Raw genomic sequence first — 13,366 nt, 5'->3', positions numbered from 1 at the left:
CCCATGTTTGAAGTTTACGGCGAAAGCGTTGCGTCGCGTTTCCTGCTTGGAACTGCCCAGTACCCATCACCCCAAATTCTGTCGGACGCGGTGAAGGTATCCGGGGCTGAAATTCTGACGGTGTCCCTTCGGCGCGAAACGGCAGGAAGTGGCGGAGGCGGCCGGTTCTGGGACCTTATCCGTGAAATGAACGTCAAGGTGCTGCCCAACACTGCCGGATGTCATTCGGTAAAGGAAGCCGTCACCACCGCTAAAATGGCGCGCGACCTATTTGGAACCGACTGGATCAAGCTGGAAGTGATCGGTCATCACGACAGCCTGCAGCCGGATGTCTTTGGCCTCGTGGAAGCCGCACGTATCCTGAGCGATGACGGATTCAAGGTGTTTCCATATACGACGGACGATATTGTTGTCGGCGACCGGTTGCTTGAGGCGGGATGCCAGGTGTTGATGCCCTGGTGTGCGCCAATCGGTTCGGCGAAGGGGCCGGTCAATCCGGATGCCCTTCGTGCTTATCGCAGTCACTTCAGAGGCATCCCACTTGTTGTCGATGCCGGTCTTGGCAGACCGTCCCATGCGGCCGCTGTTCTGGAACTCGGTTTCGATGCGGTACTGCTGAATACGGCTGTCGCAAAGGCCGGAGACCCTGTCGCGATGGCCAAAGCCTTTGCAGTTGCAATTGAGGCCGGTCGCCTGGCCTATAAAGCCCAACCCCTGGAACCCCGCGACATGGCGGTTCCTTCTACCCCGGTTCTCGGAATGGCGGTGTTTGAATGAAGCTCGATCCCTTTTACCTCATCGTCGACAGTTCCGAATGGATCGAGCGACTGGTTCCGCTTGGCGTCAAGCTGGTTCAACTGCGCATCAAGGACGCGAGTGATGAAGTCCTGCGAAAGGAAATCGCAGCATCCAAGAGCGTGTGCGAGAAGCACGGCTGCCAACTTGTCGTGAACGATTATTGGCAGCTCGCGATTGAACTGGACTGCGACTTTGTCCACCTTGGTCAGGAAGACCTTGCTGACGCCGATGTGGCGGCCATTCGCAAGGCGGGGCTGAAACTTGGCGTTTCGACCCATGACGGTGAGGAACTGGAAACAGCGCTTTCTGTCGAGCCCGATTATGTCGCGCTGGGGCCTGTCTATCCGACGATCCTGAAAGAAATGAAATGGGCGCCTCAAGGCGTTGAAAAGGTCGGTCGGTGGAAGCGGCAGATCGGCGAATTGCCGCTTGTTGCCATTGGCGGCCTCAATCCGGAGCGTCTGCCGGGTGTGTTCGAGAACGGCGCAGATATCGCAGCCGTTGTCACCGACATCACCCGCAATGCCGATCCGGAAGCACGCACCAGGGAATGGATAATGGCGACAGATCCCTGGCGGTAGGTCGAGCGCGTTTCACCTTCGGCCTGGCTAGCCGAATATCGCCTTGTCGCGCGCGACTTGATCGCGCAGAAAGTCCTGTGCTGCAGCGACATGGCGGAGAGGGCGTGAACTTTCATGTGTCACCATCCAGTAAGCCCGGTGAAGCTTTATCTCCGGGAGAACTGCGACCAGATCGGCATTATCGCGCGCGATGAAATCGTGAAGGATGCCGATACCGGCGCCGGACCTGACTGCTTCGGTCTGGCCGAGTGCGGAGGCGATTTCAAATCGTGCGGTCCAGTCTTTGAGGATCTCGGTGCCATAGTTCAGCGATGGCGAGTAGAGCAGGTCTTCCACGTAACCAATAAGATCGTGGTCGATCAGATTGCTTGCGGAGGAAGGCGTTCCCCGGCTTTCCAGATAGGTTTTTGACGCATAAAGGCCGAGCGAATAGTCGACGAGCTTGCCGGCAACCAGCCTGCCTGTTTCCGGCCTGTCTATTGTCACGGCGATATCAGCTTCACGGCGGGAGAGCGAGAAGGAGCGGGGTACTGGAACGAGCTGCACCGTCAGTCCTGGATGTTTTTCCGTGAGCTTGCCAAGCCGGGGCGCAAGATACGCGACACCGAAACCATCGGGCGCACCGATGCGAACGGTTCCGGAAATTTCCGGCGTGTTGTTTGTCAGGTCGGCTTCCGCTGCCACCGCCTCGGCTTCGATCCGTTCTGCCCGGTCAAAGAACCGGCTGCCGGCTTCCGTCAGAAGGCAGCCGGATGTTGATCTGTCGAAGAGGCGTGTGCCGATGCTGTCTTCAAGGCTCGTCAGCCTGCGTGCCACCGTGGCGTGGTTGAGGCCGAGACGGCGCGCTGCCGCCAGGATTTGTCCTGTTCGAGCGATCGCGAGAAAGATGCGGATGTCGTCCCAGTTCATGTTGATTTGCTTTCCGCGATAATCAGCCCGCTCTGATTTGTTTTTTTCAACCGATGTTCGGATACCAGGCGCCATGGCCGCCGAGTTCATGGTGGTGAGATCACGTCTTGCTGCGCACCGGCATTTGGTAGAGTTTCAGCCGGGATGACAACCGAGGGGAATTGGACCTATCGTTTGTCTCAAACGCTCTGTGGCATTTTATTGCATAACTTCAAAAAACGCACAACGGGTCCGGAAATCTGGTTCTTGTTTGTAGCAAAAATAAAAGTCAAAAAAGACATCATCTTTGATGCTCGCCCAAAATCCTTTTGGCTGGTGTCAGGACATATTGGGAGAAACGCGACATGCGGAAGATCGGTCATTTTATCGGCGGCAAACACGTGGAGGGAACCTCCGGCCGCTTTGCAGATGTCTACAACCCGGCAACCGGTGAAGTCGAGGCGCAGGTCGCCCTGGCCAGCCAGGCCGAGATGGACGCGGCAATTGCCAATGCCGCTGCCGCACAGCCTGCCTGGGCTGCCACCAATCCGCAGCGTCGCGCTCGCGTGATGATGAAGTTCGTTGATCTTCTCAACCGCGACATGGACAAGCTGGCTGAAGCTCTTTCCCGCGAGCATGGCAAAACGATTCCGGACGCCAAGGGCGACGTTATCCGCGGTCTGGAAGTTGCCGAGTTCTGCATTGGTGCGCCGCATCTGCTGAAGGGCGAATTCACCGAAGGCGCCGGTCCGGGCATCGACATGTATTCCATGCGCCAGCCGCTTGGCGTCGTTGCCGGCATCACGCCGTTCAACTTCCCGGCCATGATCCCGATGTGGAAATTCTGCCCGGCGATCGCTTGTGGCAACTCCTTCATCCTGAAGCCGTCCGAGCGCGATCCGTCCGTGCCGATCATGCTTGCTGAACTGATGATCGAAGCCGGTCTGCCGGAAGGTGTTTTGAACGTTGTCAACGGCGACAAGAGCGCGGTCGATGCAATCCTGGACGATGAAACCATCCAGGCTGTCGGCTTCGTCGGTTCCACGCCGATTGCCCAGTATGTTTATGCCCGTGCAACAGCATCCGGCAAACGCGCCCAGTGTTTCGGTGGCGCAAAGAACCACATGATCATCATGCCGGATGCCGACCTCGATCAGGCGGCCGATGCTCTGATCGGTGCCGGTTACGGCGCGGCCGGCGAGCGTTGCATGGCTGTTTCTGTTGCCGTTCCGGTTGGCGAAAGCACCGCAAACGCACTGATCGAGAAGCTTGCGCCGAAGGTGGAAGCACTGAAGATCGGGCCGTACACGGCCGGCAACGACGTCGACTTCGGTCCGCTGGTGACCAAGGAAGCGCTTGCCCGCGTCAAGGGGCTCGTCGATCAGGGCATCAAGGAAGGTGCGAAGCTGGTTGTCGATGGCCGCGATTTCTCCATGCAGGGCTATGAGAACGGCTTCTTCATGGGTGGCTGCCTGTTCGACAACGTCACCAAGGACATGGACATCTACAAGACCGAAATCTTCGGTCCGGTCCTGTCCGTGGTTCGCGCAGAGAACTACGAAGAAGCTCTCGATCTGCCGCTCAGCCACGAATACGGCAACGGCACTGCGATCTTCACCCGTGACGGCGACACCGCCCGCGACTTCGCGTCCCGCATCAACATCGGCATGGTCGGCATCAACGTGCCGATTCCGGTGCCGCTCGCCTACCACACCTTCGGCGGCTGGAAGAAGTCCGGTTTCGGCGATCTCAACCAGCATGGTCCGGACGGGTTCAAGTTCTACACCCGCACCAAGACCGTGACCTCCCGCTGGCCGTCAGGTCTGAAGGACGGGGCCGAGTTCGTGATCCCGACGATGAAGTAATTCCTCCCGGACCAAGTCCGGTCTGGCGCTCCCGGTTTCGCCTGGAGCGCCTCTTTTTTGCCTTGTAAAATGATAAAAGATGAAATTTATTATTTATTATAAAGTGCGTTTGGAGACCTCTCATGCCTCAGATAATTCCGCCTGTCCTTTTCGGCCTGTTCCTGTTGTCGATGGTCCCCGTCACGATCTTGTGTCCCGGTTCGCCGATGCTTCCTGCACCGTTCCAGTGGACCGGTTTGGCAGTCGTCGCTCTGGGGTTGTTTTTCCTGAAAAAGGGACATGGCACGTTCATTTCGCAAGAAACGGAAATCCATACGTTCCGGCAACCAACCCGCTTGGTTACCTCCGGCATCTACGCGCTTTCGCGCAATCCGATGTATCTTGGGTTTTTGTTGATGCTGCTCGGGGTCGCTGTCTGTACCAACGAAGCATTGAACGTCCTTTTCGCAATCGTCTTTTTTCTGGCCGCGCAGTTCTGGTACATCCCGATTGAGGAGCGGAACGCCGAGAAGACGTTTGGCCAGCCTTACCTGGACTACAGAAAAAATGTGAGGCGTTGGCTTTAGAAATGGCAAGACCGAAGGTTGAAAACGCCGAAATCCGGGACAGCCTGCTGCAGGCTGCGGAACACCGCTTGCGGCGGCAAGGTTCGCCGCGCTTTTCCGTGACTGATCTGGCGGCCGATTGTCGGATGTCGCAATCGAATGTCTACCGGTTTTTTCCCAACAAGGCGGCTCTCATGGCAGGCTTGGCGGAACGCTGGTTCGCAGACGTGGAAGTTGCGCTTCAGGTGGAAATATCAGCTGCGGAAAGCTGGCAATCGAAACTGGCGGCTTTTGTCAGGGTGCAGCTCGCAATCAAGTCAGAAAGGTTCGACGACGATCCGGACCTGTTCCGGGCCTATCTGACACTGGCTGGTGAGCATCCCGAACCTGTCACCATCCATGTGAGCAGACTGCGGAAAATGCTGGAAGGGATCCTCGGCGCTTTATTTAAAGGACGCGAACTGAAAAGGGCGTGTGAATTGGTTGAAGACGCAACGCAACTGTTCAGAGACCCGTTTCTGATTGCCCGCCTTAGGCCAAGGTGCACGGAAGAACGCGCCGAAGCGGTTCTTGCCGCGGTGCTTTCCGAATTGGAGCATCGACACGTGCGATAGCAACCACCGCGAACCACCGCCAAAGGCAACTGTCAGGTAGACACAGCAGCTGCCTTTTTCGGGCGTTTGTTGGAACAGGGCCTGCACAAAGTCGTCTTCTGGAGCTTCAGGAGATAATTTCATGAACAAAGATCTCGCAGACCTCCTGAAAACCTATTCGCAGAATTGTGCATCCGGTGAAAGAAAATAGGCATCTGCAGGCGCAGTACTGCGCCGATACCGGTCGCCCTTGCATGGCATTCCCATTGCCACCGTGGCAATCTGCCTCTTGAATTTGGGCGGACGGGGCGACACTAAACGGCTGATGACAATAAAAAGGGAAAAGATCGGGACGGTGGCTGAGGGTGAGGGGCAGGACAGCGGAGCAGCAGCTGCTTTCGGCTGGCCGGACAAAGGAGAAAGCCGCAGCCTGAAACGGGCTGGTCGGCTGCTTGCCGTATCCGATCTGCTGTGGATCGCACAGGCCGGACTGATTTCCTGGGCGCTCGGATCGCTCCCCATGTTGTTTTCTGCTGCAGATGACGGCCAGGTTATCGAAGGCGATCTGACAGGCTTGGCCTTCCAGGCTGCTGCCGGCATCGTGCTGGTTGCCGTTTTGAGAGTGTTTCTGCAAAACCGAGCTGAAACGGTTGCTCGACAAACCGCTCGTGCAATCCAGGGCAGGGCACGTGCAGAGCTGCTTTCCTTTGCCGCCAGAACGTCGCCGTCTGCAGAATTTCCATCTTCCGGTGCCTTTGCCGCCCATGTTACCGAACAGGTCGACCTGCTTGGACCTTACTATCGGAATTTCGAACCTCAGAAGGTTCGGCTTCGTCTTGTACCCCTCGGCATCGTTGCCGCCACTGCCGTGTTCAGTTGGCTCGGCGCGCTGATCCTGGTTGTCTGCGGGCCGCTCATTCCTGTTTTCATGGCGCTGATTGGCATGCGTGCCAAGGCTGCGAGCGAGACGCAACAGGAAGAACTTGTGCGGCTGAGCGGCAGTCTGCTGGACAGGATCAGGGGCCTGGAAACACTGACCCTGTTTGGCGCAATCGAGCGTACCCAGCGGCAAATCGCTGACGCGGGCGAACGGTTCAGAACCGGCACCATGCGCGTCCTGAAGATCGCATTCCTCTCCTCAACCGTTCTGGAACTCTTTTCTGCTCTCGGAATAGCCTTCTGCGCGGTCTATGTGGGGTTCTCGCTATTGGGTGAAATCCAGGCTGGAACCTGGGGCGGGCCCCTGACCTTTGCGCAGGGCCTGTTCATTCTGCTGCTCGCACCGGAGTTCTTTGCCCCCTTGCGTGCCTATGCGGCAGCCTATCATGACCGGGCGGGCGGACTTGCCGCGCAGAAAAAGCTGGCGACACTTTTTCCGTCGCAGGACACCCCCGAAAACCCTAAGCGCGCTGATCGATCAGCCGAGCCGGTCGGTAACATTTCACTTTCAGGCCCACCTGCAATTCTGTTCAGGTCTGTCAACATCTCCCATGATGAGCGCTGTGTCTTCAAGGGGTTCAATCTGAAGATTGAGCCGGATGAAACGCTTTTGGTCGAGGGGCCGAGCGGCAGCGGCAAGACCACACTGATTGACGGGATACTGGGCTTCCAGGAGCCTGATTCCGGCGAAATTCAGGTGAACGACCTTACTGCAACCGCGATTGCACCATTGCTGCGTCGAAAGGTTATATGGCTCGGCCAGTCGCCCAGGCTGTTTCACGGCAGTCTCAAGGCCAACCTCCTGAGAGCTGTTGATACATCTGCAGCGGTTACGGAGGACGATCTCTGGCAAGCCCTTCGCCTTGCCGGGGCCGAAGCGCTCGTCCAGCGCCTGCCTCGTGGTCTGGAAACACCTTTGGGAGAAGACGGTTTCGGCCTTTCTGTCGGGGAGATCCGCCGGGTGGCCCTCGCGAGGGCGGCGATGCGCAAGGATGCGGTCCTGCTGCTGGCGGACGAGCCGACAGCCTCGCTTGATGAAGAAACGGCGGCAGATGTCATCGAGGGATTGCGGAACCTTTGCGATGGCCGGACCGCCATCATCGCCACACACGACCCGGCCCTTCGGAAAATCGCCTCGCGGCGGATTGACCTGAAGGCGCTCGGCGCCCACGCCGAAGGGGAGGTCTTCGCGTGAGGTCTGTCTGGCATATCATTCGCACCCAGCACCGGTACGACAGCTTCCATTTCTGGCTTGGCATTCTTGTGGCGTTGCTGCCTGCGGCTGCCGGACTTCTTCTGCTCGGCGTTTCCGGCTGGTTCATCACCGCTGCGGCGATTGCGGGTTTGAGTGGCGCGTTCTTGAACATCTTTGCGCCAAGCGCACTCATTCGCGCCTTTGCGATTGTCCGTACTGCCGGCCGTTACGGTGAAAGGGTTCTGACACATGACGCCACGTTCCGGTTTCTGACCGGGTTCAGAAACCGGCTGTTTGCGGCGATGGCACTTAAGACAAACGACGGTCAGCGATCCGGATTGCTGCTCAATCGTCTGACACTCGACGTTGCCGTCCTCGATACGGTTTATTTGCGTCTGGTTGTTCCTCTGGTGCTGTCGCTGGTTGTTGCGGTCTCGCTGCTTCTGGTCTGGAGCAGCGTATCGCTGCTTTTGTTGCTTACCGGAGCAGTCTTCGTTTCGGCCTGGTTCGGGCTCGCAGTCCGGACCTTTGCACGGTCCGACACCAAAACCGCTCGCCGCTCTGACGCGGCGCTGGATGCCATGCGGCTTCGAGCTGCGGATCTGGCAGCAGGCCGACGGGACCTTGCGATTTACGGCGGTCTGGACGCGGCTGCCGACTCGGTTCTTGTCGCCGACACGCGATTGGCGGAAGCCCAGGAGGTCGAAGATCGCCGTACCAGCAAGCTGACAGCGGGCTCTACGCTCCTTGGGCAGCTGTTTCTAGCCGTCATGCTTCTTGTCTGTCTGCACGAAGTCGGGAATGGCTCGCTGACGGCGGCATTTAGCGTTGGTCTGATACTGGTGGTGATGGGGCTTCCGGAAATATTTTCGATGAGCTTGCCTGGCCTTTCCAGGCTGCCTCGCGTCGCGTTGGCAGCTGGTCGGATCATGCATTTGATGCGTCGCCCCGATGAGATCGAGCCTTCGCAAAGCCTTTCCGTAGCAGAGACAGGACACCAAGACGCCGCGCCTGCGCTCGATTTCGAAGGCGTCAGTTTTGGCTATCCCGGTGCTGACAGACGCGTTCTGGAGGGGCTCTCCTTTCACCTCGATCAAGGCGAAATTCTCGCATTGGCAGGGCGCAGCGGTTGCGGCAAGTCGACGATTGGAGCATTGGCTGCGCGGTTACGAAAGCCACGGCAGGGGAAGATACTTCTGGGTGGGCTGGAAATCGACCGCATCACCGAGAAAGAGCTTCGCCGCAAGGTTACCGTCATTGGGCAAAAGGCCTACCTCTTCAACGAGACCGTTGCCGAGAACCTGCGTGTTGCAAACCCGGATGCTCACGATACGGAACTTTGGCGTGCGCTTGAACAGGCGGCGCTTGCTGAACGCATTTCTGAAAATCCGGAAGGCCTGCAGACCATACTCGGTGAGGGGGGACTCGGACTGTCCGGTGGAGAGCAGAGGCGTCTTGCCCTGGCGCGTGCCTTTCTGACGCGGCCGACCCTGTTTGTTCTGGACGAGATGACCGAGGGACTGGACGCCGCAACCGCTGCGGATGTTCTGGACCGGTTTTTGTCCTATCGCGGCGATGCGGCCGTCTTGATGATTGCGCACCGTCGACAGGAGTTGGAGCGGGCAGACCGCGTGCTGGATCTGACGGCGCCATGCAGCAGCGGCATTCGGTCGCCGGAAATAATTCTTTCCGAATTTCAATGAGTTCTCCCGCAGTTTTCCGCATCTTGAGGTTGTCGCGTCCTAACTGTCGCATTGACCTTGGTGGGGCGGTGGGCCACGATCAGCCCATAGGAAGACTCGTTTTCTAAGCCGGTTCATTGACGGGATTGGCGGCTGCAATCCGCATTCACTGTGAAGTTGATTGCCGTTGCCGGATCGGGACGAAAACCGGGTTTTCAATCAAGATCGACACAGGCCCGGTCTCCTCCGACAGGGCATTTACCCGTCGATCGTCCTGATGTGCAGACGTGCCTGTTGCCGTTCGATAGAACGTTGGACACGACTGCCGAAATGCTCGGGCCTCTCCGGTCCGTAAAGGGGGAATGCGATGGAACTGAACGTCGTTGACCTGTCCCGGCTGCAATTTGCCATGACAGCGCTCTACCACTTCCTGTTTGTGCCTTTGACCATCGGCCTGTCGGTCCTGCTGGCCACCATGGAAACAGTCTATGTGATGACCGGCCGTGAGGTCTGGAAGCGCATGGTCAAGTTCTGGGGCACCTTGTTCGGGATCAACTTCGTCCTGGGGGTCGCTACCGGTCTGACGATGGAGTTCCAGTTCGGCATGAACTGGGCTTACTTCAGTCAATATGTCGGCGATGTCTTTGGTGCGCCTCTGGCGATCGAGGGCCTGATGGCTTTCTTTCTGGAGGCCACGTTCGTTGGGCTCTTTTTCTTCGGCTGGGACAGGCTCTCCAAGCGCCAGCATCTGGCAGCCACCTGGGCCGTCGCAATTGGAACAAACCTGTCGGCACTCTGGATCCTGATCGCCAACGGCTGGATGCAACACCCTGTCGGGTCCGCATTCAACCCCGACACCATGCGCATGGAAGTCACCAGTTTCTATGAAGTGCTGTTCAATCCGGTGGCGCAGGCCAAGTTTGTGCACACCGTGTCTGCAGGTTACGTCACCGCGTCGATGTTCGTTCTGGGTATCTCTGCCTGGTACATGCTGAAAGGCCGCCATATTCCGATCGCCAAACGATCCATGGCCATCGCGTCCGCCTTCGGCTTTGCATCTGCACTTTCGGTTGTCGTTCTCGGGGATGAAAGCGGCTATGAGGCCAACCTGAACCAGAAGATGAAACTGGCGACGATCGAAGCCATGTGGGAAACCGAGCCGGCTCCGGCCTCGTTCAACGTGATTGCCTGGGCGGATATGGAGAAGCGGGAGAACGTCTTTGCCATTGAAGTGCCCTATGTCATGGGCCTGATCGCAACGCGCTCCCTCGACACGATCATTCCCGGCATCAAGGATCTGGTTGAGCGGACAAAGGACCGCATCCGGCAGGGTGCGATAGCCTGGGATGCGCTACAGAAAATCCGGCAGGATCCGGCAAATGCAAGTGCGGATGTCCGCGAGACCTTCCTGCAGAACGAGAACTCGCTTGGTTACGCCTATCTGCTGCTGCCGTTCACGGACAATCCGATGGAAGCGACCACCGCTCAGGTAGACGCGGCCGCCTGGTCCACCGTGCCGGAAGTCATGCCGATGTTCTATTCCTTCCGGATCATGGTGGCGTGCGGCTTCTTCTTCATCCTGATGACCACGGTGTTCTTCTACTATTCTTCGTCCGGACGGCTGGACGTTCTGAGAGAAAAGCGCCGTTGGCTGTTGCATATCGCGGTCTGGTCGATCCCTTTGCCGTGGATCGCCTGCGAAATGGGCTGGTTCGTCGCCGAGTATGGCCGCCAACCCTGGATCATCGAAAGTATGCTGCCGACCTCTGCCGGTGTCTCGAGCCTTAGCGTGACCGAGGTCCTGCTGACGCTCGCCGGCTTTGTTGCGCTCTACAGCACGCTTCTGGTGATCGAGATCACGCTGATGATCAAATACATCAAGATCGGTCCTGAAGACGGCGAGAACCCGGATGCAGTTCCGGCCGCGCCGAAGCAGCCGGTCCCGGCCGCAGCCTCTGTACCAGCGGAGTAATCGAAAATGATCCTCTATGAAATGATCGACTACTCCATCCTGAAGATGATCTGGTGGCTGCTGCTCGGCGTCCTTCTGATCGGCTTTGCGGTGATGGACGGTTTCGACATGGGTGTTGGCGCGATGCTGCCCTTTGTTGCCGAGACAGATATCGAACGGCGTGTCGTCATCAACACGATCGGCCCGACCTGGGAAGGAAACCAGGTTTGGTTCATCCTGGGGGGCGGGGCGATCTTTGCTGCCTGGCCGCCGCTCTATGCCATCAGCTTCTCGGGGTTCTATCTGGCGATGTTCGTGGTACTGGCCGCGATGATCCTGCGGCCGGTGGCCTTCAAGTATCGGTCCAAGCGGCCGGATCCCTCCTGGCGCAACGCCTGGGACTGGGCACTGTTCACGGGGTCTTTCGTACCGGCGCTTGTCTTCGGTGTTGCCGTCGGGAATGTGTTGCTCGGGGTCCCGTTCTCGCTCGATAACGATCTGCGCATGACATACGAAGGTTCGTTCTTCGCTCTGTTCTCGCCGTTCTCACTGCTGTGCGGGCTGTTGTCGGTGGCAATGCTCGTCACGCATGGCTCTGTCTGGCTGGTGATGCGGGCGTCAGGTGATATTGCTGCGCGCGCGCGGCGGGTCGGCACAGTAACGGCAGGCCTCAGCATCGCTCTGTTTGCTCTCGGCGGGTATCTCGTTGCCAGCGGTTATGTGGAAGGTTTCCGCATTACATCCGAAATCGATCCGAACATGGCAGCCAATCCACTGGCGAAGCAGGCGGTCATCGAAGGTGGGGCGTGGATGTACAACTACACTGTCCACCCCATCCTCTGGCTGGCCCCCGGTCTTGGGTTCCTTGGCCTGTTCGGAACGCTCGTGCTTTTGCAGACACGTTTCGAAATGCCGATCTTCCTCTTCTCGAAGCTGGCGATTTTCGGGATCATCTCGACAGTCGGTGTCTCGATGTTCCCGTTCATCCTGCCATCATCGATTCAGCCCGAAGCCAGCCTGACGGTTTGGGACGCATCTTCCAGCCACCGGACCTTGTTCAACATGCTGGTGGCGACACTCATCTTCCTGCCGATCATCCTTGTCTACACTGCCTGGGTGTACAAGGTCCTGTGGGGCAAGGTGGATGAAGAAACCATCGAACGTGACAACCACAGCGCTTACTGAGGAGACTGCAACATGTGGTATTTTGCCTGGGTCCTCGGAATGCCTTTGGCCTGCGCCATGGCGATCCTGAACGCGATGTGGCTGGAGCTGAGGTCGGAGGACGAACGCCGTCGCCTGGAAGGCCGCAAGTAGTTCCGGCGTTTCTGGAAATCGTGTTGGAAAATGAAAAAGCCCCGGATTGCTCCGGGGCTTTTTGCTGGACCAGTTCCTGGTGGGTCAGGCGGCCTGCACTTTTGCAGCGCGCAGCTTTTCCAGGATGTTCTGCGGCGAGGAAACGCCGTAAGGATCGCTTTCGCAGTTGTCGGAGAAGCCTTCTTCTTCGAACCACTGCTCGACGATGCCGTCGTTGATGACCGCGCCATAGCGCCAGGAGCGCATGCCGAACCCGAGATTGTCCTTGGCAACCAGCATGCCCATCTTGCGGGTGAACTCGCCGGATCCATCCGGAATAACCTTGACGTTCTCGACGCCCTGGGCCTTTGCCCAGGCATTCATCACGAAAGCGTCGTTGACGGAGATGCAATAGATTTCATCAACGCCTTCAGCCTTGAACTCTTCAAACAGCTTTTCGAAATCCGGAAGCTGATAGGTGGAGCAGGTCGGAGTGAATGCGCCTGGAAGCGAAAACAGAACGACCTTCTTGCCCTTGAAGTAGTCGTCGCTGGTCTTGTCTTCCCAGCGGAACGGGTTCGGACCTTCAATGGATTCATCACGGACGCGGGTGCGGAAGGTAACGAACGGAACTTTTTTGCTGAGCATCGCAAACTCCAGAAATTGAGTGGTTGCAAACTGTCCAGAGTGCCGAAATCGTGCCTTGCCCGCGGGAGGAGAACCGGGCAGGGCACAAGCGCCCTGAAAGTGGAGGAGAAGTTCGGCCTAGCCCATTTGCTGCAATGCCGCAATCCATTTTGCTCCGCAATAAGCAAGAAGCCTGTGCGAAGCACTCAATCGAGGCGATATGCCGCTGGCCGACATTTCCAGGAGCACGGTTGGCGGACTTCTGTGGGTGGTCCGCCTTTTCCGGAAAAAGCTCTCAAATCATTGTATACACGCTCAATTTCGGTCATTAAGCTGACTAAGTCCCGTGTGGTTCGCCTTTGGCGCAATGCGGGGCTGAGGAGGGGGCTCCAGAAGGTCGGGTCTT

12 protein-coding genes are annotated in these 13,366 nt (G+C 58.0%); 10 read left to right on the top strand and 2 right to left on the bottom strand.

The features are described 5' to 3' along the window. Window positions 1–3: 3 nt before the first annotated feature. Complete coding sequence (locus FIV03_RS22430; protein ID WP_152511034.1) at window positions 4–777, top strand: thiazole synthase; 774 nt, start codon at window positions 4–6, stop codon at window positions 775–777. Continuing rightward, window positions 774–1,379 (top strand): thiamine phosphate synthase, encoded by a 606-nt coding sequence (locus FIV03_RS22425; RefSeq protein WP_152511033.1) that lies wholly within the window; start codon window positions 774–776, stop codon window positions 1,377–1,379. The genes FIV03_RS22430 and FIV03_RS22425 overlap by 4 nt, the downstream gene beginning before the upstream one ends. Window positions 1,380–1,406: 27 nt before the next feature. On the opposite strand, the gene FIV03_RS22420 is transcribed toward FIV03_RS22425, so the two are convergent. Next, window positions 1,407–2,288, bottom strand: a complete 882-nt coding sequence (locus tag FIV03_RS22420; protein ID WP_152511032.1) for a LysR family transcriptional regulator — start codon at window positions 2,286–2,288, stop codon at window positions 1,407–1,409. A 344-nt stretch (window positions 2,289–2,632) separates the two neighbouring features. Between FIV03_RS22420 and FIV03_RS22415 the strand changes: the two genes are divergently transcribed. The 8 genes from FIV03_RS22415 to cydX all read left to right on the top strand — a co-directional run bounded on the left by FIV03_RS22415 (window position 2,633) and on the right by cydX (window position 12,354). Then, the gene (locus FIV03_RS22415; protein WP_152511031.1) at window positions 2,633–4,132 is read left to right on the top strand and encodes a CoA-acylating methylmalonate-semialdehyde dehydrogenase; all 1,500 of its coding nucleotides are present in this window, start codon (window positions 2,633–2,635) and stop codon (window positions 4,130–4,132) included. A 122-nt stretch (window positions 4,133–4,254) separates the two neighbouring features. Beyond that, window positions 4,255–4,698: an isoprenylcysteine carboxylmethyltransferase family protein gene (locus FIV03_RS22410; protein WP_152511030.1), complete on the top strand. Its 444-nt coding sequence runs from the start codon at window positions 4,255–4,257 to the stop codon at window positions 4,696–4,698. 2 nt (window positions 4,699–4,700) lie between these two features. Then, entirely contained in the window at window positions 4,701–5,291 is a 591-nt protein-coding gene (locus FIV03_RS22405) for a TetR family transcriptional regulator (protein ID WP_152511029.1), read from the top strand. Window positions 5,292–5,595: 304 nt separating this feature from the next. After that, window positions 5,596–7,404, top strand: coding sequence for a thiol reductant ABC exporter subunit CydD (gene cydD / locus FIV03_RS22400; RefSeq protein ID WP_152511028.1), 1,809 nt, complete (start codon window positions 5,596–5,598; stop codon window positions 7,402–7,404). Continuing rightward, a complete protein-coding gene (gene cydC, locus FIV03_RS22395) occupies window positions 7,401–9,107 on the top strand; it encodes a thiol reductant ABC exporter subunit CydC (protein WP_152511027.1) in 1,707 nt (568 codons plus the stop codon). The genes cydD and cydC overlap by 4 nt, the downstream gene beginning before the upstream one ends. A 346-nt stretch (window positions 9,108–9,453) precedes the next feature. Then, window positions 9,454–11,058 (top strand): cytochrome ubiquinol oxidase subunit I, encoded by a 1,605-nt coding sequence (locus tag FIV03_RS22390; RefSeq protein WP_152511026.1) that lies wholly within the window; start codon window positions 9,454–9,456, stop codon window positions 11,056–11,058. 6 nt (window positions 11,059–11,064) lie between these two features. Next, the gene (gene cydB, locus FIV03_RS22385) at window positions 11,065–12,222 is read left to right on the top strand and encodes a cytochrome d ubiquinol oxidase subunit II (protein WP_152511025.1); all 1,158 of its coding nucleotides are present in this window, start codon (window positions 11,065–11,067) and stop codon (window positions 12,220–12,222) included. 12 nt (window positions 12,223–12,234) lie between these two features. Further along, on the top strand, window positions 12,235–12,354 hold the full coding sequence (gene cydX, locus FIV03_RS22380) for a cytochrome bd-I oxidase subunit CydX (RefSeq protein WP_031270783.1): 120 nt from the start codon (window positions 12,235–12,237) through the stop codon (window positions 12,352–12,354). 84 nt (window positions 12,355–12,438) lie between these two features. On the opposite strand, the gene FIV03_RS22375 is transcribed toward cydX, so the two are convergent. Beyond that, a complete protein-coding gene (locus FIV03_RS22375; RefSeq protein ID WP_055653804.1) occupies window positions 12,439–12,981 on the bottom strand; it encodes a peroxiredoxin in 543 nt (180 codons plus the stop codon). Window positions 12,982–13,366: the final 385 nt, after the last annotated feature.

This window comes from Labrenzia sp. THAF187b, assembly GCF_009363375.1.
Classification (GTDB): domain Bacteria; phylum Pseudomonadota; class Alphaproteobacteria; order Rhizobiales; family Stappiaceae; genus Roseibium; species Roseibium algicola.
The sequence above is the reverse complement of the archived record's forward strand: the minus strand, read 5'-3'. Positions and strand labels throughout refer to the sequence as shown.